We start from the raw sequence: 20,851 nt of genomic DNA on the forward strand, positions 1-20,851 counted from the left end.
GCTGTGAAAAGCATGGAGGGAGTTAGTTATATGAACACAATGCCAATAGCGGAAGTTATTGATCATGTTGCAACTATTTGCAAAAAACATGGATGCAAACGATTAGATTTATTTGGATCATTCGCGACAGGAACAGCAGTACCTACGAGTGATATTGATTTTGTGGTGTACGATTGTGATAATATAACAAAATTGGAAGAAGATTTGGAGCAGATTGATACATTGCGAAAGATAGATATTTTCGATTATAATAGTATTAACAATGAGTTCTTGTTGGAGGATATTCGTAAGTATGGAAAACAAATATATTAATCGCTATCGTACATTTTGTAAATGTCTGGATAATTTAAAAAAAAGCAAGCAGGCAAATCCAAATGAAGATTTTGTGTTGGAAGGAACCATCATGAATTTTAATCTCACTTTTGACATTTCATGGAAAGTAATGAAAGATATATTGGTGAAGCAATTGGGAATTCTTGATTTTGCGATAGGATCTCCGAGAGATACGTTACAGCAGGCATTTACCAATCGCATTATTGATGATGACAAATGGATGCAGATGCTCCGTATTCGAAATCAGTTGGCGCACGACTATGATGGAAGTCTGGCTGCGGCGGAATTTGCGATAATCGTTAATGAATATATCCCCTTATTTGAACGATTCAGAGGTTGCGCAGAACAATATTATACATGACGAAGAGGAAGAACCGCGAGGTCTTCCTTTTTTTATACAAAGAAAATTTAGTGATGTATGCAAAAAGCATACATGTAAACATGACCGTGAGGATATATGCTTTTAATATACACAAATTAAAGGCTAGTCATATGAAAAAAGTACGTTTAGACTATTAGCAGAACGAAGGGAGGTTCAAAGGTGAATTATATCGTAGATAAGAAAAAGGTGGGCGCATATTTAAAAAAATTAGTCAAAGAAAGTCAATATTCCTCAAACAGACAATTTGGCAAGGAATATCTGAAAATGATGGGATACACTCAGCCAGACGATATAGAAATCAATAGAATGAATAATCGTCTGTCGCAGATTTTTAATGGGAAAAAGGGAATACAGATGGAGGACATGCTGACTTTTTCAGATTTACTGGGGGTATCCTGCGAAGAAATATTAAGTGCAGGAGAGCGACGGGTTCCAGTATCTAGTCATATGACAAATTATCGCATTGCTTTTTCGCAAGATGAAGAATTATGGTCTAGTTATATGAAGCGTGAAGATAAACTGTTTTTAAATAGTGATGAGTATGGAAAAACCGTGATTGACTATGCAATAGAATTTAAAAATTATCCATTTATTAAGTGGTTGTTGGATGAAGAATTTATATGGCTTGTAGATAATAGTGAATATCGTCAATTTGGTTATTCATATGGTGGTGGAACAAGCATAGAAAAGCGTGCTCCATGGGACATGGATAATGCTGTACCATTACAGGTGAAATATGATGATCAGTTAAGACTGAAGATTATAACATTGGCACTGGAAAATGAAGATTATGATGTTTTAGATGAATTTCGGGCAAGGGAGACACCGTTTTTACATAGGGTGGGTTATTTAAATGATCGGGATGATGCATACCAATATTACAATGAAGATTATATACATGCAATCGCGAATGCATCGGATAATGTATTGGAATATTTTGCTAAAGAATTTGAACTGGTAAGCAATCTTAAGTGGAAAAGTCAATTTATTTATCCGTTTCTTGGGGAAGTTATTGAAGTTTTAGTGGAGAATCATCAATTTAAAAAAGCGGAGTTTTTGGCGCAACATGTTTTAACACATAATCAGAATACATATGAACAAGTAGAGTCTTTGATAAATATCGCCTATACAGCAGCATGTGATGAGTGGGGAGATAAACTCACGGAAGATTTAAAGAGAGCCTTAAGACTACAAATACCCAAGCAGATAGAATATTCGGAAAAAAATCGCGTGGTGTCTTTTTTCGATAGTATGGGGAAAGATAAAACGCCGATCTGCTATGCGACTAATATTGTGAGAGTAAAAGTGGATAAAACCAAGTCACCCATCAAAGATGTGTTGCTTGAAATTAATATGTGGTATGACCGAGTTGCAGCATTAAAGGAGACATGGGGATGCGAATGAAAAAGAAAGTGAAGGTAATCATAGGGATCATCATTGTAGTGGTGCTGGTGATAGTCATTGGAAAGATTTCTTCGCATCGTGTGAATACATTAGCAAACTGGTCTTTTCAATATAATGACAGCACAGATGATTATAGTCTCTTCTTCGCGCTATGTGATACGAAAGAAAGAGAAGTTGCGGCATCCGGAAAAGTTAGTATTCGAATAGAAAATGAGAATGGTCAGGTTGTTTATGAGGGAAAGAAGGCATTTGATAAATCAGATTTCGGAACCTATGAAAGCAAGGCGGCTGGTGAACATTTTCTGGCTGATGTCAGAATTGGTAAAGATGAAATGGCAGAAGGAAGTTCAGAGAAGGGTATGGTCTATTTTACGGTTAGTGGAAGTGATTATGTATTTGACGAGGTTCATTGCGAGGCATATAACCTGCCAACAAAAGAAATAACGATAGATGTACAGGGATTGCCACAAGAAATATGCCAAAAGGATTGGGATGGCTCTGTGAAAGCAAAACTTATGATCACGGATGTAACATATAGTGTATCATCTGATATGATGGCAGGTATTACTTTTAGTATATCTGGAGAAAAGACATTTGGAAGTCGTACGAGTTTGGGCTATGATATGATAGATTACCAGTTATGTGACGGAAATGGATATGTGGTAGATTCTGGTCAAATTTTTATAGACAAAGCACTTGGAACCGGAGATAAATTTACGGATGATTCATTGACAATTTATGACTTGATTCCGGGAGAAACATATGTGCTGACTTTTCAAGATGGTGCGTGGTAGATGAAGAAAAAGGATAAAAGTAGCCAACCTGTTTGTTGGCAAAATGATACGGTGGAGAATAAATAAAAAACGCGTTGGGCTGATAGAAATCTATCAACCCAGCGCGTTTATTTCGTTTCCTTACTTTTTATTAAAGTTGGCTCTCTTTCTTAAAGTAGGATCCAGGATACGCTTGCGGATACGCAGGCTTTCCGGTGTTACTTCAAGCAGTTCATCCGTATCGATGAAGTCCAGCGCCTGTTCCAGACTAAGGACTTTTGGTGGAACCAGTGTCAGTGCTTCATCCGCAGAAGAAGATCGGGTATTGGTCAGATGCTTCTTTTTGCAGACATTCAACTCGATGTCTTCCGCACGGGAAGAAGATCCGATGACCATACCGGCATAGACTCTTTCGCCAGGTCCGATAAAGAGGGTTCCACGATCCTGGGCAGAGAACAGACCATAAGTTACGGATTCGCCGGACTCAAAGGCGATCAGAGATCCCTGCTTACGGTAAGCAATGTCGCCCTTGTATGGTGCGTAGCCTTCAAAGATCGTATTGATGATACCGTTTCCCTTGGTGTCGGTCATGAACTCGCCACGATAACCGATCAGACCTCTTGCAGGAATCAAAAATTCGATTCGTGTGTAGCCGCCGGTGATCGGGGTCATGTTCTGCAATTCACCCTTGCGCTGGCTGAGTTTTTCGATAACGGCACCGGTAAATTCGTCCGGTACATCGACATAAGCGCGCTCCATTGGCTCTAATTTCTTGCCGTTCTCATCGGTGTGATAAAGTACCTCTGCCTTAGATACGGCAAATTCAAAACCTTCACGGCGCATATTTTCGATTAGAACGGACAAATGCAGTTCTCCACGTCCGGAAACCTTGTAAGAATCCGGAGAATCGGTCTCTTCTACACGCAGGGAAACGTCCGTGTTTAATTCCTTGAACAGACGATCGCGGATATGACGGGAGGTAACGTATTTACCTTCCTGTCCGGCGAGCGGGCTGTCATTGACGATAAAGTTCATAGAGATCGTCGGCTCAGAGATCTTCTGGAATGGGATCGGCTTTGGATCGTCAGGGTTGCAGATGGTATCTCCGATGTGAATGTCCGCGATACCGGATACGGCAACGATAGAACCGATGCGGGCTTCCTCAACGTCAACCTTTTCCAGACCGTCAAATTCATATAACTTATTGATGCGGACTTTCTTTAACTTGTCCGGCTCATGATGGTTGACAACGGCAACTTCCTGGTTGATACGCAAGGAACCATTGTCGACCTTTCCGATACCGATACGTCCCACATATTCATTGTAGTCGATCGTGCTGATCAGAACCTGTGTACCAAGGTCAGGATCACCGGTTGGTGCCGGGATATAATCTAAAATGGTCTCAAACAAAGGAACCATGTCTTTTCTTTCGTCGTCCAGATTTAAGACAGCAAAGCCTTCCTTTGCGGAAGCATAAACGAATGGACAGTCCAGTTGTTCGTCAGAGGCATCTAGATCCATGAAAAGTTCCAATACCTCATCAATAACTTCGTCCGGTCTTGCCTCCGGTCGGTCGATCTTGTTGATACATACGATAACCGGCAGATCCAGATCCAGTGCCTTCATGAGCACGAACTTGGTCTGTGGCATAGCACCTTCAAAGGCATCAACGACTAGGACAACGCCGTCTACCATTTTAAGGACACGTTCTACCTCGCCACCGAAATCTGCATGTCCCGGTGTGTCAATGATGTTGATCTTGGTATCCTTATAATAAACGGCTGTGTTTTTGGATAAAATGGTGATACCACGCTCACGCTCAATATCGTTAGAATCCATCACGCGTTCCGCAACTTCCTGGTTGGCACGGAACACACCGCTTTGCTTTAATAATTCATCTACAAGTGTCGTCTTACCATGATCGACGTGAGCGATAATGGCAATGTTACGAATGTCATCTCTTGATTGCTTCATGTCATCCTTCTTTCTATAAGGTCTTTCCTTAATATAATACAAATTTACACATACTGTACTAGTTTACCACAAATTTAGGGATTTACAAGTTTATCGACAAAATGCCTGTCACTTTTTACCTTGCACATGGTAAACCATAATGGAGAAAAGATTGAAAGATCCAAAAGAAGGGAGAGGCTAATCAAATGGCAGATAAAGTGTTAGAAAACAATCAGGTATCAATCGTGGGAGAAATTGTTTCGGATTTTTCTTACAGTCATGAGGTGTATGGGGAAGGTTTTTTTGTGGTGGAAGTAGCCGTGAACCGTCTGAGCAATTATGCAGATTACATTCCACTCATGGTATCTGAAAGATTAATTGACACGACACAGTCTTATATTGGTGAAAAGATCCATGTGACGGGACAATTTCGCTCGTATAATCGCCATGAAGAAACAAAGAACAGATTGATCTTATCTGTCTTTGTCAGGGAACTTGAATTTGTAGATGAATATATGGAAAACGAGGATGAGGAAAGAAAGAGCAATTACATCACACTGGATGGCTATGTGTGCAAAGCCCCGGTTTATCGTAAAACGCCGCTGGGACGGGAGATCGCAGATCTTCTGGTGGCAGTTAACCGCTCTTATGGAAAATCAGATTACATTCCATGCATCTGTTGGGGCAGAAATGCCCGTTATGCCACGACATTTGAGATCGGCAGTCATGTCAGCGTGATCGGTCGTATCCAAAGCCGGGAATATGTAAAGAAATTATCGGAGGACGAGGCAGAACGCAGAATTGCATATGAGGTATCTGTATGCAAGATTGAAGAATTGGACTAAAAATTCACATAATTGCCATATTTTACAATCTGTGGTAAACTGAGTGCACTTGGTGATGTATTTTTAAATTTCAACCGTCGTAGGAGGAATTATGGATAAGGGTATTATTCAGATTTATTACGGAGAGGGACAAGGAAAGACATCTGCAGCACTTGGCAATGCCATCCGCAAGGCAAGTAACGGACAGAGTGCCTATGTGGTGCAGTTCATGAAAGGACAACTGGATACGGAATATCTGACAAGGCTGGAGCCGGAGGTCAAGGTCTTTCGCTTTGAACGTTGCAGCGAGGGATTTGATGCGCTGGATGAGGCAGAAAAGCAGGAGCAGAAGCAGAACATCCAAAATGGCTTGAATTTTGCAAAAAAAGCCCTTGTGACCGGACAGTGCGATATGCTGGTTCTGGATGAGGTCTTAGGACTGGTAAAGGAAGGCATGGCAACGGAAGATCAGATCTTAGAGGTCTTGCAGGCAAAGTCCTTATACACAGATGTGATACTGACAGGCAGGGATTCATTACCGCGTGTATTTGATATGGCAGACAACATTTTAAATATCGTACCGGAGAAAGTCTGAACCGTCGATATTTATTGACAAGGTAATAGCGTAATGCTATAGTTTAAAAGTATTATATAAAAAGGTAGAGGTTGCGTAATTCATTAGTAATTCACAGGATGTGGCAGGCACAGTGGAGTGTGAAGGAAAGGGAGGCACGCCGAAAGGATACGTCTTCTGCGGATGTTTTCTTGGGCGCAAGTTTAATAGGCTTGTGACTGTCATCTCGTAAGAGATGGGGAGCTATCATGGATGCGTATGTATTGACCAGCTCCTTAGAGCTGGTCTTTTATGTGCAAGACCTTATGACAAGATAGAGATAAAACATATATGCATTGTTTCACGAGGCAAACAGGTCGCATATACTGTATAAAGGAGGAGAAGAATATGGCTATTTTTACAGGCTCAGGAGTTGCAATCGTTACACCGATGAAGGATAATTTAGAGGTAAACTACGATAAACTGGAAGAACTCATTGACTTTCATGTAAAAGGTGGCACGGACTGTATCGTCATCGCCGGAACGACAGGCGAGGGCGCGACCTTATCCATGGAAGAACACAGAAACGTGATCCGCGCGGCAGTGGAGTTTACCAGACATCGTATTCCGGTGGTGGCAGGGACCGGTTCTAATTGCACAAAGACAGCGATCCAGCTTACCCAGGAAGCAGAGGAAGACGGTGCAGACGGTGCACTGATCGTGACACCGTATTACAATAAAGCAACACAGACAGGCTTGATCAAGCATTACAGCCAGATCGCATCAGAGACAAAACTGCCGATCATTCTTTACAATGTACCGGGACGTACCGGATGCAATATCCAGCCGGAGACCGTGGCAACGCTGGTTCGCGAGAATGAAAATATCGTAGGCTTAAAGGAAGCAACCGGCAATATGGCACAGGCATCCAAGACTATGTACCTGTGTGACGGCAAGTTGGACCTTTATTCCGGCGAGGACGGACTTGTTGTACCGTTGATGGCGATCGGCGGTATCGGTGTGATCTCCGTTATTGCCAACATTGCACCACAGCAGACACATGATATGTGTGCAAGTTATATGGCTGGCGACCGTGAAAAGGCTTTAGAATTACAGATGAAGTCTTTGCCGCTCGTTGATGCACTCTTTAGCGAGGTCAACCCGATCCCTGTAAAACGTGCTCTGAACCTGCTTGGCATGGAAGTTGGTTCTCTGCGTGCGCCACTTTGCGAAATGTCAGATGCTAATGCGGCTGTCTTAAAGCAGGCAATGGTAGAATACGGACTGCTGTAATCGGGCAGACTAGATAACGGAAGAGGAGATTTTAAGCATGGTAAAAGCGATTATGCATGGCTGTAATGGTCATATGGGTCAGGTCATTACAGCCATTTGCAAAGAAGATGAAAATATTGAGATCGTAGCAGGCATTGACTTAAATGACAGCCTGCCAAACGACTATCCGGTCTATAAGAGCCTGGCAGAGTGTGATGTCAAAGCAGATGTTGTCATTGATTTCTGCAATGCCAAGGCAGTTGATGCACTCTTAGATTATTGTGAGACGACAGGGACACCGGTGGTACTTTGCACGACCGGACTTTCGGACGAGCAGCTTGCCCGTGTAGAGGAAGTATCGAAAAACGTAGCAGTCTTAAAGTCTGCTAATATGTCACTGGGTATCAATACCTTGATGGATCTTTTGAAAAAGGCAACCGATGTGTTTGCGGAGGCTGGATTTGATATCGAGATCGTAGAAAAGCACCACAACCAGAAACTGGACGCACCGAGCGGTACGGCGCTGGCACTTGCAGATGCTATCAACGAGGAGTTGGACAACTCCTATGTTTACAAGTTTGACCGTTCCCAGGAGCGCAAGAAGCGTGAAAAGAAAGAGATCGGTATTTCTGCTGTGCGTGGCGGTTCCATTGTGGGCGAGCATGAGGTCATCTTTGCCGGTATGGACGAGGTCATCACCTTCAAGCATACGGCATATTCCAAGAGCGTATTTGCCAAAGGTGCTGTAGAGGCAGCCAAGTTCTTAGCAGGCAAATTGGCAGGACATTATGATATGAAGGATGTCATTGCAGCCAAGTAGGAGCGGGAAGTTATCTTCCCTACATAATAATATAGGTTTTTATTTGAGGTACTCTGTAGGATGCAGAGTACCTTTTTTATGAGACAATGAAAATATGCATCTTGACAAAAGGAGGTAATTTTCTTAAAATACTTCAAAAATGAACAATTCAATTTTGAAAGGAGATGCATATGAAAACAGGACTTGAATTCAGCAGAAAAGTGGACACTGCATATGTGGCACTTTGCAAACCTTTGCGCAAGAAGTGGCATTTGACGCAGACAGCCCTGGATATTCTTATGTTTCTGGCAAATAACCCGGAGTTTACAACTGCCCGTGATATTGTTGAGATCCGAAAATTGAAAGCAAATCTGGTATCGGTCAATGTAGACCGACTGGTGAGGGAAGGCTATCTGGTGCGACAGGAAGTGGCAGGGGATCGTCGCAAGACGAAACTTTTATGCACATCCAAAGCCGATGAGATCATCACACAGGGAAGAAAATTGCAGCAGGATTTTGTTGCACTTTTATTTGCGGGGATTGATGAAGAGACAATGGATATCCTTTTAGGCAGTATGACAAAAATGGAAGAAAATCTTGATTATATACTTGAGGAGGAAGCGTAAAGATGAATTTGTTGCTTACGATCTTAGTTACTTTTTTTGCGGGAATGGGAGCGGGGCTCGGAACCGGATTTGCGGGGATGAGTGCAGCCGCGGTCATCAGCCCCATGCTGATCACATTTTTGGGGCTAGACCCCTATATGGCAGTCGGCATTGCTTTATCGTCTGATGTCTTGGCGAGTGCAATTTCTGCCTACACCTACGGAAAACACAAGAATCTGGACATAAAAAATGGCTTGATCATGATGGCAAGCGTTCTGCTCTTTACGGTCGTGGGAAGTTACATTTCCAGCTTGGTACCATCGAAAACCATGGGAAATTTCTCTGTCTTTATGACATTTTTACTGGGAATAAAATTTATTGTCCGACCGGTCATGACGACAAAAGAATCTATGGAGAGTGTTTCACCGAAAAAACGTGTGATCCAGTCGATCATCTGTGGCGTTTTGATCGGTTTTATCTGTGGATTTGTCGGCGCAGGAGGCGGCATGATGATGCTTCTGATCCTGACATCTGTCTTGGGTTATGAATTAAAGACCGCCGTAGGCACCAGTGTGTTCATTATGGCATTTACGGCACTGACCGGGGCAGTATCACATTTTGCGATCGGTGGCTTGCCGGACGTGACCGTGTGGATCCTCTGCATTGTCTTTACCCTGATCTGGGCGCGGATCGCTGCCATTTTTGCAAATAAGGCAAAGCCAAAGACTTTAAACCGGGTAACCGGGATCATTCTGGTTGTCCTGGGCATTGCCGTTATGGGATTTTCCTTTTTGTCTTAAATGAAAACCCTACAAAAACTTGCGTAAGACCGGAGCGAGTTTATCGGTGTGCTCGACATAAGAGCCGTGTGTCTCGCCCTCAAAGATATGCAGGGTCGCCTGTGGCAGGTGATCTGCGATCGTCTGGGTCTCCTTGGGCTTTATCATATCCTTGCTGCCAGCACAGACGAGAGCAGGAAGGTTGATGGAACGCAATTTGTCCGGCGCAATGTCCGGCTCTAACAGCATCATTTCCACCAGTGGACTGTTTGTCTTTTTGTAAAGAGATTTGATCTCGCGTCTGGCAGAGCCGGTCAGACCCTTAGGGCTCAGGTTGGCTCCGCACAGAACAATGGCGTAAAGAAGATCCTGGCGTTTTAAGGCTACGAGCAGTGTGATGATGGCGCCGTCACTAAAGCCGCACAAGACCGGCTTTTCAATATGTAAGGACTCGATAAAGCAGATGACGTCTGCTGCCATATCTTTATAATGATATTCTTTTGGGGTGGCACTTTCACCCTGTCCGCGGCTGTCGATGGCATAAACCGTATGATCCATGGACATTTCTGCGATCATGCGATCCCAGATCGCGTGTGTTTCTCCATTGCCGTGCAAAAAAATGATGGGGCTGCCTTCTCCCTCTTTTTCATAAGATAATATCTGTCCGTTTAGTTGAATATACATAGTAAAACCCCGCATCTGAAAATTTCTATCTAAATTCTAGCATGATGGGAAAAAAGTTACAACTCCGGGATGGAAACTATGGCTATTATTTAACGTTCTTTTTACTTTACCCACATGGGGCGAAATGGTATAATCTTTGTGTATTATTAAAAAATAAGGGGGTTTTTTACAAATGAAACTAAACGTAAAAAAGACGGTCCAGGTCGGATTCGCGTTTTTATCCATCTGTGCATTCTGGCAGATGTATAATGCCATCATTCCGATCATCCTGACCTACACATTCCATATGAATGAGACGATCTCCGGTGCCATCATGGCAGCGGACAATGTACTTGCCTTGTTCTTACTGCCGCTCTTTGGTGGTATTTCCGACCGGTGCAAGTGCAATTGGGGCAAGCGTAAGCCATTTATCCTGTTTGGAACGATCGCAGCAGTCATCCTGATGCTTTTGATCCCACTCATCGATAATTCTTACTATGAGAACCCGTCGACAGCCAAATTGGCACTCTTTATCGGGGTATTGGGAGCACTTTTGGTTGCCATGGGAACCTACCGCAGCCCGGCGGTTGCTTTGATGCCGGATATCACACCAAAGCCACTGCGAAGCCGAGCCAACGCCATCATCAATCTGATGGGAGCACTGGGCGGTATCATGTATCTGGTGATCGCCAGTGTGACTTTGAATTCCAAGAGCGAGCATGAGAACTACTTCCCGATCTTTCTGATCGTAGCAGGTATCATGGTCGTAGCCGTCATGATCGTTATGATCACGGTAGATGAAGTAGACTTAAATAAGCAGATGCGCGAATATGAGGCTGCACATCCGGAAGAGAATCTGGAAGTACAGGATGCGTCCGGTAATGCAGAACTGCCAAAGGATGTCAAGAGAAGTCTGATCTTCTTACTCCTTTCCGTAGCTTTCTGGTTCTTCGCATACAATGCTTTGGAGACATGGTTTACCACTTACGCAAAGAGCGTATGGGAAATGACGACCGGTCAGGCATCCCTTTGCCTTACCGTTGCAACCGGTGGCGCCATCTTAGCCTATGTTCCGGTTGGCTCTATCGCAGCCAAGATTGGACGTAAGAAGACCATTTTGAGTGGTATCATCCTGATGCTGATCAGTTTTATCGTGGCACTTGCATTTTCACTTATGAGTGACACCTTCAGCCCGGTTCTCTATGTTCTCTTCTTGTTAGTAGGATTTGGCTGGGCAGGCATCAATGTCAACAGTCTGCCGATGGTTCTGGAAATGTGTAAGGGAAGTGACATCGGTAAGTTCACCGGCTATTACTATACCTTTAGTATGTCAGCACAGATCGTTACACCGATCGTGGCAGGCTTTTTGATGGAGCATGTCGGCTACAAGGCGCTGTTCCCATATGCCGCAGTCTTTATGGTGATCGCATTTATTACCATGCAGTTTGTAAAACACGGCGACAGCAGAGAAGGTATCAAGCAGGGTATTGATGCATTTGATTTTGAAGATTAAGAGAGAGGAAGTAATACATAATGAGAACAAAACCACTTGTATGGGCGCATAGAGGAGCCAGCGGATATGCACCGGAAAACACACTTGCCGCTTTTCAGAAGGCGGTAGATTTAGGCGCTGACGGAGTAGAACTGGATATCCAGTTGACAAAGGACGACCAGATTGTCGTCATCCATGATGAGATGATCGACCGTACCAGCGATGGCAAGGGATGGGTCAAGGATTATACTTTGGAAGAATTGCGGGCATTCAATTACAACCGCACCAAACCGGAGTATAAGCATGCTGATATCCCTACCATGCGAGAAGTGTTTGAACTCTTAAAGCCAACCGGGCTTTTCATCAACATTGAGATCAAGACCGGTGTGGTATTTTATGAAAAGATCGAGGAAAAGATCTTAGCCCTGGCCAAGGAAATGGGCATGGAAGACCGCGTTTGCTATTCTTCCTTCAATCATTACACAGTGACACGTATCCACGAGTTGAAGCCGGATGCAGAGGTTGGATTTTTATATGCAGACGGTCCGATCGATATGCCGTCTTACGGCGTAAAGCACGGTGTCAACGCACTCCATCCTGCACTTTACAATCTGCAATATGACGGATTTGTCAAAGAGTGCAAGGAAAAAGGACTCAAACTCAACGTCTGGACAGTCAACGAGAGACCATATATGGAAATGTGCTGTCAGTACGGCGTGGATGCTATCATCACTAACTACCCGGATATCGCAAAAGAGGTAGTCGGCTAAGACAATATACAATAAGGGGATGACATGGAAATGTTACAATATTTAGAGCAGTTTAATTTGCTCTCTGTATTTGTGCGTCTGGCGCTTGCGACGGTCTTGGGGGGATTGATCGGCTTGGAGCGTGGATCGCATGGGCAGCCCGCAGGTCTGCGCACCTTTGCGCTGGTCTGTCTGGGAGCCACCATTGCCATGATCACAGATGAATATCTGGTTGTGACATATGGCACGGGAGATCCTGCCCGACTGGCGGCACAGGTCATCAGCGGCATTGGTTTTCTCGGCGTAGGTACGATCATTGTAACCGGAAAGAATTACGTCAAGGGATTGACGACGGCGGCAAGTCTGTGGACGACCGCCTGTCTTGGCATAGCGATCGGCGCGGGATATATCGCAGGAAGCCTGCTGGCTTTCTTTTTCATCGCTTTCGTTATGACTGTGCTGACAGCTTTAAGCCATTATGTGGATGAGCATAACACCAAGATTAAGTTGTATCTGGAAGTGGATAAATCAGACGGCATTGAGGTGCTGTATGATTATGTGACCAAGAATGGCTACGAGATTGCTTCCGTTGACAAGCAGAAGCGGCAATCTTTACAGGGCAAGGACACGGTGCTTATGGTCGTGATCGATCTGAACAAGCGATGTTCGCATGCAGACTTCATCAATGGACTCAATCAGAACGATTCGATCCATTACATAGAAGAAATTCGATAACAGAGATGCAAATATGGGGAAACTCGGTTGAGTTTCCCCCTTTTTTGTTTTATAATTCTCTAATATAAGTAAAAACAGAAAGTAGGAAAAAATATGTCAGAACACGATAATGATTTTCGAGAAGTAATAGATGAAGAAGACAAGGATGCGGATGTCGTAGAAGTGACAGGTGATACTACGGTAGACCCGAGCGTCGCAGATCCGAATAACGACAAAAAGGATGATTATGAGGATATCTGCTATATCTGCCGCAGACCGGAGTCTGTTGCCGGCAAGATGATCCACATTCCAAATAACATCTGTATCTGCAACGACTGTATGCAAAAGACCTTTGATTCCATGGAAGGTTTTGGCTTTGGCAGTGGGGACAATGCAAGTTTAAACAACATTGATTTTTCCAAGATGCCAAATATCAGCATGGTAAATCTTTCGGATCTTTCTGATTTCATGCCGAACATGCCAAACTCACAGCGTCTGAAAAAGAAGAAAAAGAAAGAAGACAAGCAGGAAGCACCTGTGCTGGATATCAAGAATATTCCGCCACCACACAAGATCAAGGCAGAACTGGATGAGTATGTGGTCGGACAGGAATACGCCAAAAAGGTCATGTCCGTTGCCGTTTACAATCACTACAAGCGTGTGGCAACCGGGACCATGGATGAGATCGAGATCGAAAAGTCCAATATGCTCATGATCGGACCGACCGGTAGTGGTAAGACCTATCTGGTAAAGATACTTGCGCGCCTCCTGGATGTGCCGCTTGCCATTACAGATGCGACTTCTCTGACCGAGGCAGGTTATATCGGTGATGATATCGAAAGCGTTGTTTCCAAACTTTTGGCGGCAGCAGACAATGATGTGGAAAAGGCAGAGCGCGGTATCATCTTTATTGATGAAATCGACAAACTGGCAAAGAAGAAAAATACCAATCAGCGTGATGTCAGCGGGGAATCCGTACAGCAGGGCATGCTCAAACTCCTAGAGGGAGCCGAGGTTGAGGTTCCGGTCGGAGCCAGCAGCAAGAATGCCATGGTGCCGATGACCATCGTAGATACCAAGAATATCTTATTTATCTGCGGCGGGGCCTTCCCGGATCTGGATTCTATCATCAAGGAGAGACTCAACAAGGCATCTTCCATGGGCTTTATGGCAGATCTCAAGGATAAGTACGACAAGGAAGAAAATATCCTGATGAAGGCGACAGTCGAAGACCTCAAGAATTTTGGCATGATACCGGAATTTCTGGGACGTCTGCCGATCCTCTTTTCACTGGAGGCACTGGATGAGGATATGTTAGTCCGTATTCTGAAAGAGCCAAAGAATGCCATCATCAAGCAGTATCAGAAGTTACTGGAACTGGATGAGGTCAAGTTGGAGTTTACGGATGAGGCACTGCATGCCATTGCAAAACAGGCAAAGCAGAGAGAACTTGGCGCAAGAGCCCTGCGTGCCATCATAGAGGAGTTTATGCTGGATATCATGTATGAGATCCCTAAGGATGACAACATCGGGAAAGTCATTATCACAGAGGACTATGTGACGAAAAAGGGCGGACCAAAGATCGTTATGCGCGGAGCAGAAGCCAATCTGATCGAAGGATAATTTTTTACGGTATTGAGGGAGTAGATATACATGAGATACATCGCACTGACGGAAGCAAAAGCAGGGATGCAGTTGGCGACCAGCCTATATGATAGTAATGGGCGAACGCTGGTTGGCAGTCATATCCTGCTGACGGACAATTACATCGAAAAACTGATCGAATACGGCTATGCGGGTATCTACATCGAGGATGAACTGACACAGGACATTGAGGTGGAGGATGCCATTTCGCCGCAACTGCGTGCGGAGGGCATGGATTGCATCGAAAAAAGAGATATTGACGGCTGCAAGGTCGTGGCAGAAAAGTTGGTCGAAGAGATCCTTTCCAAGGGAAGGATTTCTTTGGATATGCTGGATCTGCGTTCCTATGACGATTATACCTATGCACATTCCGTGAATGTAGGTGTTTTGTGCGGTGTGATCGGCATGGAAATGCACATGAATGAAAAAGAGATGGCACAACTGGTCACGGCAGCCCTTTTGCATGATCTGGGCAAACTTGCCATCCCGGGGGAGATCCTCAACAAGCCGGGGCGTCTGACCCAGAAAGAATACAAGCGCATGCAGGAGCATCCGGTCATTTCCTATGAACTCATCAAGGATCGTTTTGACCTTTCTGCACAGATCAAGGTGGCGGTTCTCTTTCACCATGAAAATGTCGATGGGACAGGCTATCCTAATGGTGTCATGGGTGAGGAGCAGACTCTTTTTACCAAGATCTTACATGCGGCAGATGTCTATGATGCGCTGGTTTCCAAGCGTCCTTACAAAGAGCCTTATGCGCCGTGTGAAGCGGCAGAGTATCTCATGGGCGGTTGCGGGATCCTTTTTGACCGGGAGGTTGTTGAGGTCATGCTGCGTTCCATCCCTCTTTATCCAAAGGGCACCGAGGTGGAATTGTCCGATGGCAGGGTCGGTGTGATCAAGGAGAATGCGGATGCCCACAATCTGCGACCGATCGTGCGGCTTTTGGATGGCACGACACTGGATCTGTCTGACCGTGCCAATATGTCGATCGCCATCTTACCGCCAAAGGGCAAGCAGGAAGTTTCTACTTCTTCTGAGGCCGAGCGGAAGGAAATGATCAAGCATCAGCGGGAGGTTCATATCATCGCGGTGGATGATATGAAGACCAATTTACAGATGATCTATGACATTTTAAAGGATGATTACAAGGTGACGCTTTTGAAGTCGGGCGCACAACTGATCAAATATTTAGAGAAGAATCCATACCCGGATCTGATCCTGTTGGATATCGACATGCCGCAGATGGATGGCATCGAGGCGGCAAAGCGGGTCATGGATATGACAAAGGAGAGTGTGCCGATCATGTTTGTATCTGCCCTCTGTGACACCAAGACGATCATGGCATGCAAGGACTTAAATGTGGCGGGCTATGTCGTCAGACCATACAAGCCGGTTTACATACGTTCCGAGATCGAGCGTATCATAAACCGATGGGAGGCAAATTAGATGGTATTTGGATTTCAAGTGGTATGTTTGCTGGTGACACTGGTCACGGTATTTGCCTATATCGCGCATCATGTGTATTCCAGAGAACATCGTCTTTTGCCTCTCTTTTTAGGCGTAATCGCCGTCTTTGATTTTTATCGGATCGTTTTGATGCTGACGGGAGCCGTAGGTCTTTTTGCCCAGTTGGAAAATCTTCTGATACTGACGCTGACGACCGTTATCTCTTATTATGCGGTCGATTATCTGCATATCAAATTGCCTCATGCTATCCATGTGGGCTTATTTCTTTATCTGATCGTTTTACTTATCCTGATATTTTTACATTTCGACCAGCCGGATACCTATGTGGTGGCATTTCGTTTCTTTACGATCTCTAACGCGCTTTTTGTATCGGCGGGAGCCTTATATTCATATGAGACACAGCATTTTTCCAAACGCGACAGCATTACGAATGCCCTTATGTTTATCGCCATTTGTCTGCCGTCTGTGGTGGGCAGTACCTGGCAGGTCAAATCAACACGGGGACATTCCCTGCTCTTGGTGGTATGTCTGGCAAGTTGTCTTATCATCTTATATCTGATCTTTGCCAATCGTCTGGTGGCGACTAGCGTGGTCATGCAGCAGAATGCTTTTGCAAATTCCAGTGTGGCGCAGTTTTTGCTGGATAAAAACCTGGAATTGATCGATGCCAATGGTATGGCGATGGATATTTTCCTGGATGGCAAGGAGTTTTGCAATTTTGAGGATATCCATGACTTCTTCTGGAAACATAAGGATATGATCTTTGTGCAGGACGGCAGTGTGGGCGATTATGTCTATCGGGACAAGACTTATGAATGTAAAGAGCGTATCATCTGTCAGGGCAAGCGGCTTTTAGGCTATCAGTTGTCGGTTGCAGATGTGACGGCAGAGCGGGCGCGTCTGGAGCAGTTGACCGAGGAGAGCAAGGCGGCACAGTGGCAAGCACAGATGAAAAGCCACATGCTTGCGACCATGAGCCACGACCTGCGGACACCGGTGCATGCCATTATAGGAGCCAGTGACATCCTCATGACCAGCCATGCCATTTCTGCCAGAAACCGTGCCATGATCTCTTATGTGCGAGGGGCAGGCAATGATCTTTTAGAAAAGATCGATCAGATCCTTTTGTATTCAAAGATGGAAGTGGGACGTTTGGAATTGGAAGAACACGCTTATTCCATGGAACACCTGATCACGGAACTCATGCAGATGCTCTTATACAACTTGCATGGGCATGATGTCGGCTGTCGGGCGCGGTTTGCAACGCCGATCCCGCAGACAGTCATTGGGGATGAGGAACATGTGCGGGAGATCCTGCAAAATGTGATCTCCAATGCGGTCAAATTTACCAAATCCGGTCAGATCGACCTGACCCTGTCCTGTCAGGATCTGGAAGATGACCGGGTGCGTTTCTGCTGCCTGATCGAGGATACCGGAGCGGGCATGACGGAAGAACAGATGGCGCATATGTTTGAGTCCTATCGGACCTATACCGTGGACGGACAGGAGGGTACAGGACTTGGCATGACTATTGTCAAGGAATTGTGCAAACTCATGCAGGGCGATTGCAAGGTGGAGAGCCAGCAGGGAAAGGGTACAAGGGTAGAGGTGACCTTCTGCCATAGAAAGGCGGATGAAGGCAAAATCCAGCCGGGTGAGATCAATCACTTTACTTTGGTTGATAGAATAGTCAACTACAAGGATGATGTCTGCCCGGATTATGTCTATCCGACGGCGCGGGTCTTATTGGCAGATGATATGGTCATCAATCAGCAGATCTTCCGCCATATGATAGCCCCTTGGAAAGTACAACTGGACATCGTGGCGAACGGTATGGAAGCAGTTGAGGCTGCCAGACATGAGGACTATGATCTGATCTTTTTGGATTATCTTATGCCGGAAGTCAATGGGCTGGAAGCGGGAGCCGAGATCCGCAAATACAGTCAAGTGCCATTGGTGCTTTTGACGGCGAGCGATCAGGAAGATATTTTACGGGCTGTTAAGGACAAGGGATTTGATGCCTTCCTGGGCAAGCCGATCGATATGTTCCGCTTCAAAAACACGCTGGAGGAATTGCTGCCCAAAGAAAAGCAGACGCCGGTCGTCTTGCGGGACAACGCAGGGCAGGCACATCATATCGAGATCTATGCGCGGGCTTTGCAGACCTATCTGGATGAGATGGAAGAACTGCGGGAGGAACTACCAGTCTATGCTAAGGAGGACCGGGAACTTTTCCGTGCCAAGGTGCATGGTGTCAAGAGTGCCAGCCGACAGATCAAGAAGGAATATCTCAGCGAATATGCGGAAGTTTTAGAAATGGCGGCGATCGTAGGCAATCAGAAATACATCGATCGCCACATCGAGGAACTCCTTTCCTGTATGGATGATGCCTTAGAGGAAGTGCGGGCAGAACTTTCCTATATGCAGGATGCTCTGGCAAAGACGGAAAAAGAGTCGGAGCAGAAAAAGGTCATGTCTCGCGACAAAAGGCAGTATCTTTGGCAGGAGATCAAGGAGGCTTTTGCTTCCTATGATACCGGATCGATCGAGCGGGGCTTGGAGACCTTGGGGCAGATCGCCCTGCCGGAAAGCGAGCAGGCTGCCTATGAGCAGACCCATGCGTATTTTATGGATTTTGCCTATGAGGAAGGCGAGACTTATCTGGAAGAATTTTTGCAGGAATTGGATATAAAAAGCAGATCATAGCATAAGATATCATATGAATTGTTATGATATGATCTATGGAAATGATTATTACGATCTGATCGTGCGCAACACGGCATATTTGCCTCCGCTTTCGGATGGCATCTGTGGTCTGGATGTGGGGAACAATTACACCATTCTTTTTGTCTCGCGCGATCGCTATCCCGACTTTCGGGTGGCAAATTACCACTATAATGCCATACCAAACTGCTACCAGCCTCTGTCCATGGAAGCCCTGGATGCAGCAGGGATCCTGCAGGTGCGGGAAAACCCGGCGCTGGGCTTGGATGGAAAAGGCGTTTTGATCGGCTTTTTGGATTCTGGGATCGATACGACCCATCCGGCATTTTTGGATGCCGCTGGGGAAAGCCGAATCGTCGCGGTCTGGGATCAGAATTATGTGGAAGAAAACGAAGGCACGGCCAGAACGGCGGATGACCTGCCACAGCCTTATTACGGCAGAGTGTATGGAAAAGATAGCCTTTCTGTCTATGGCAATCGTGATGCGACCGGGCACGGAACTTATGTGGCGAGCGTGGCTGCAGGCAGTGACGTAGGAGATCACAGTGGGGCGGCACCGGCGGCGGACATCGCCATGGTGCATTTAAAAGAGGCAAAACCTTATCTGCGCCAGTATTATTTTATCCCGGAGGATGCGACCTGCTATGCGGAAAATGACATCATGTTCGGCATACAGTTTTTGGATGAACTGGCAAGGATGCGGGGGCAGGCGCTCGTGATCTGTATGTCTTTGGGCTGCGGGCTCAGCAGCCACAGCGGCAACAATTCCCTGGCACTTTATCTGAATGATCTGGCGGTTGCCTACCGCAGATGCGTAGTGACGGCGACCGGAAATCTTGCGGCGGCAAGAAAGCATTTTCAGGGAGTCTTTACGGCGGAGGACATAGAAGAAGGACTGGGGAAAAAGGCCTACCGGCAGGTGGAAGTTGTGGTGGAAGAAGATGTCTGCGGTTTTGTCATGGAACAGTGGTGTCTGGCACCTGCCCGCTATGAGGTGGCGATCGTTTCGCCTTCCGGGGAGGTACATCCGGCGGTCGGGATCCAGACGGCGGGTAGTCAGATCTATGATTTTCCTCTGGATGGAACGACGGTGGAAGTGGACTACAGTTTCCCGGAAGCCACGGCAGGCAACCAACTGATCTATTATCGTTTTACAAAACCGGCGCAGGGCATATGGCGGATCCGGGTCTACAGCGAAAACGGACAGCCGGGAGAATTTCATATGTATCTGCCGGGGCAGGCGCTGACATGTGGGCGCATCTACTTTCTGGCATCCAACCCGGATACGACCATTATGAATCCGGCGAATGCCAACCGCGTTCTGACCATTGCAGGCTACAATGCCGTGGAAAATGCTATTCTTTTGGAAAGCGGGCGTGGCTATACTATAGACCGGCGGATCAAACCGGATCTGGCGGCACCGGGCTATGCGGTCGAAGGAGCAGTAGCAGGCAGGGGCAATTTCCCGGCGGAAGCCCGGTATGAAAGGCAGACCGGTACCAGCGGGGCTGTGGCGATCGCATCAGGGGCCGCGGCACTTTATCTGCAATGGTGCGACAGACGGCAGGATACTCTGGTCAATACGACACAAGTTAAAATTTTTTTGATCCGGGGGGCAAGGGCGATCCCCGGTGACCTTTATCCCAACAGGCAGTGGGGCTATGGGGCGCTGGATCTGTATGAATCTTTCCGGCGTATATAATAAGGATAGGCGG

At 45.9% G+C, this 20,851-nt stretch carries 19 protein-coding genes and 1 riboswitch; of the genes, 17 read left to right on the plus strand and 2 right to left on the minus strand.

What is annotated here, in order from left to right:
* Positions 1 to 30: 30 nt before the first annotated feature.
* The 4 genes from DW183_RS09340 (at position 31) to DW183_RS09355 (ending at position 2,913) form a co-directional block, all read left to right on the plus strand.
* On the plus strand, positions 31 to 312 hold the full coding sequence (locus DW183_RS09340; protein ID WP_118281729.1) for a nucleotidyltransferase family protein: 282 nt from the start codon (positions 31 to 33) through the stop codon (positions 310 to 312).
* A complete protein-coding gene (locus DW183_RS09345; protein ID WP_118281730.1) occupies positions 293 to 694 on the plus strand; it encodes an HI0074 family nucleotidyltransferase substrate-binding subunit in 402 nt (133 codons plus the stop codon). Before DW183_RS09340 ends, DW183_RS09345 begins: the two co-directional genes overlap by 20 nt.
* Before the next feature lie 180 nt (positions 695 to 874).
* Positions 875 to 2,119 carry a hypothetical protein gene (locus DW183_RS09350; protein WP_118281731.1) on the plus strand — a complete coding sequence of 415 codons (1,245 nt, stop codon included), beginning with the start codon at positions 875 to 877 and terminating at the stop codon, positions 2,117 to 2,119.
* On the plus strand, positions 2,116 to 2,913 hold the full coding sequence (locus DW183_RS09355) for a hypothetical protein (protein WP_118281732.1): 798 nt from the start codon (positions 2,116 to 2,118) through the stop codon (positions 2,911 to 2,913). The genes DW183_RS09350 and DW183_RS09355 overlap by 4 nt, the downstream gene beginning before the upstream one ends.
* A gap of 120 nt (positions 2,914 to 3,033) precedes the next feature.
* Here DW183_RS09355 and typA read toward each other — a convergent pair whose 3' ends face one another.
* A complete protein-coding gene (typA, locus tag DW183_RS09360) occupies positions 3,034 to 4,866 on the minus strand; it encodes a translational GTPase TypA (protein WP_118281733.1) in 1,833 nt (610 codons plus the stop codon).
* A 185-nt stretch (positions 4,867 to 5,051) separates the two neighbouring features.
* Here typA and DW183_RS09365 point away from each other — a divergent pair, with 185 nt between their 5' ends.
* From DW183_RS09365 to DW183_RS09390, 6 genes are all read left to right on the plus strand, one after another.
* Entirely contained in the window at positions 5,052 to 5,690 is a 639-nt protein-coding gene (locus DW183_RS09365) for a single-stranded DNA-binding protein (RefSeq protein ID WP_118281734.1), read from the plus strand.
* Between the two features lie 91 nt (positions 5,691 to 5,781).
* Entirely contained in the window at positions 5,782 to 6,264 is a 483-nt protein-coding gene (locus DW183_RS09370) for a cob(I)yrinic acid a,c-diamide adenosyltransferase (RefSeq protein ID WP_118281735.1), read from the plus strand.
* A 57-nt stretch (positions 6,265 to 6,321) separates the two neighbouring features.
* Positions 6,322 to 6,497: riboswitch (Lysine riboswitch) on the plus strand.
* Positions 6,498 to 6,630: 133 nt separating this feature from the next.
* Positions 6,631 to 7,515: a 4-hydroxy-tetrahydrodipicolinate synthase gene (gene dapA, locus DW183_RS09375; RefSeq protein ID WP_118281736.1), complete on the plus strand. Its 885-nt coding sequence runs from the start codon at positions 6,631 to 6,633 to the stop codon at positions 7,513 to 7,515.
* Positions 7,516 to 7,552: 37 nt separating this feature from the next.
* Complete coding sequence (gene dapB, locus DW183_RS09380) at positions 7,553 to 8,314, plus strand: 4-hydroxy-tetrahydrodipicolinate reductase (protein ID WP_118281737.1); 762 nt, start codon at positions 7,553 to 7,555, stop codon at positions 8,312 to 8,314.
* Positions 8,315 to 8,484: 170 nt separating this feature from the next.
* Positions 8,485 to 8,919, plus strand: coding sequence for a MarR family winged helix-turn-helix transcriptional regulator (locus DW183_RS09385; protein ID WP_118281738.1), 435 nt, complete (start codon positions 8,485 to 8,487; stop codon positions 8,917 to 8,919).
* 2 nt (positions 8,920 to 8,921) lie between these two features.
* Positions 8,922 to 9,698 (plus strand): sulfite exporter TauE/SafE family protein, encoded by a 777-nt coding sequence (locus DW183_RS09390; RefSeq protein WP_118281739.1) that lies wholly within the window; start codon positions 8,922 to 8,924, stop codon positions 9,696 to 9,698.
* A 9-nt stretch (positions 9,699 to 9,707) separates the two neighbouring features.
* Here DW183_RS09390 and DW183_RS09395 read toward each other — a convergent pair whose 3' ends face one another.
* Positions 9,708 to 10,361, minus strand: coding sequence for an alpha/beta fold hydrolase (locus DW183_RS09395; protein ID WP_118281740.1), 654 nt, complete (start codon positions 10,359 to 10,361; stop codon positions 9,708 to 9,710).
* 172 nt (positions 10,362 to 10,533) lie between these two features.
* Here DW183_RS09395 and DW183_RS09400 point away from each other — a divergent pair, with 172 nt between their 5' ends.
* The 7 genes from DW183_RS09400 (at position 10,534) to DW183_RS09430 (ending at position 20,838) form a co-directional block, all read left to right on the plus strand.
* Complete coding sequence (locus DW183_RS09400; RefSeq protein WP_118281741.1) at positions 10,534 to 11,853, plus strand: MFS transporter; 1,320 nt, start codon at positions 10,534 to 10,536, stop codon at positions 11,851 to 11,853.
* 20 nt (positions 11,854 to 11,873) lie between these two features.
* Positions 11,874 to 12,602 (plus strand): glycerophosphodiester phosphodiesterase, encoded by a 729-nt coding sequence (locus DW183_RS09405; protein WP_118281742.1) that lies wholly within the window; start codon positions 11,874 to 11,876, stop codon positions 12,600 to 12,602.
* 24 nt (positions 12,603 to 12,626) lie between these two features.
* On the plus strand, positions 12,627 to 13,316 hold the full coding sequence (locus DW183_RS09410) for an MgtC/SapB family protein (protein WP_118281743.1): 690 nt from the start codon (positions 12,627 to 12,629) through the stop codon (positions 13,314 to 13,316).
* A 93-nt stretch (positions 13,317 to 13,409) separates the two neighbouring features.
* A complete protein-coding gene (gene clpX / locus DW183_RS09415; RefSeq protein ID WP_118281744.1) occupies positions 13,410 to 14,918 on the plus strand; it encodes an ATP-dependent Clp protease ATP-binding subunit ClpX in 1,509 nt (502 codons plus the stop codon).
* A gap of 30 nt (positions 14,919 to 14,948) precedes the next feature.
* Positions 14,949 to 16,391, plus strand: a complete 1,443-nt coding sequence (locus tag DW183_RS09420) for an HD domain-containing phosphohydrolase (protein WP_118281745.1) — start codon at positions 14,949 to 14,951, stop codon at positions 16,389 to 16,391.
* Positions 16,392 to 19,118: a hybrid sensor histidine kinase/response regulator gene (locus DW183_RS09425; RefSeq protein ID WP_118281746.1), complete on the plus strand. Its 2,727-nt coding sequence runs from the start codon at positions 16,392 to 16,394 to the stop codon at positions 19,116 to 19,118.
* Positions 19,119 to 19,131: 13 nt separating this feature from the next.
* A complete protein-coding gene (locus tag DW183_RS09430) occupies positions 19,132 to 20,838 on the plus strand; it encodes a S8 family peptidase (protein ID WP_118281747.1) in 1,707 nt (568 codons plus the stop codon).
* Positions 20,839 to 20,851: the final 13 nt, after the last annotated feature.

The organism is Roseburia sp. AM16-25 (assembly GCF_003473825.1).
Lineage (GTDB): Bacteria > Bacillota > Clostridia > Lachnospirales > Lachnospiraceae > Pararoseburia > Pararoseburia lenta.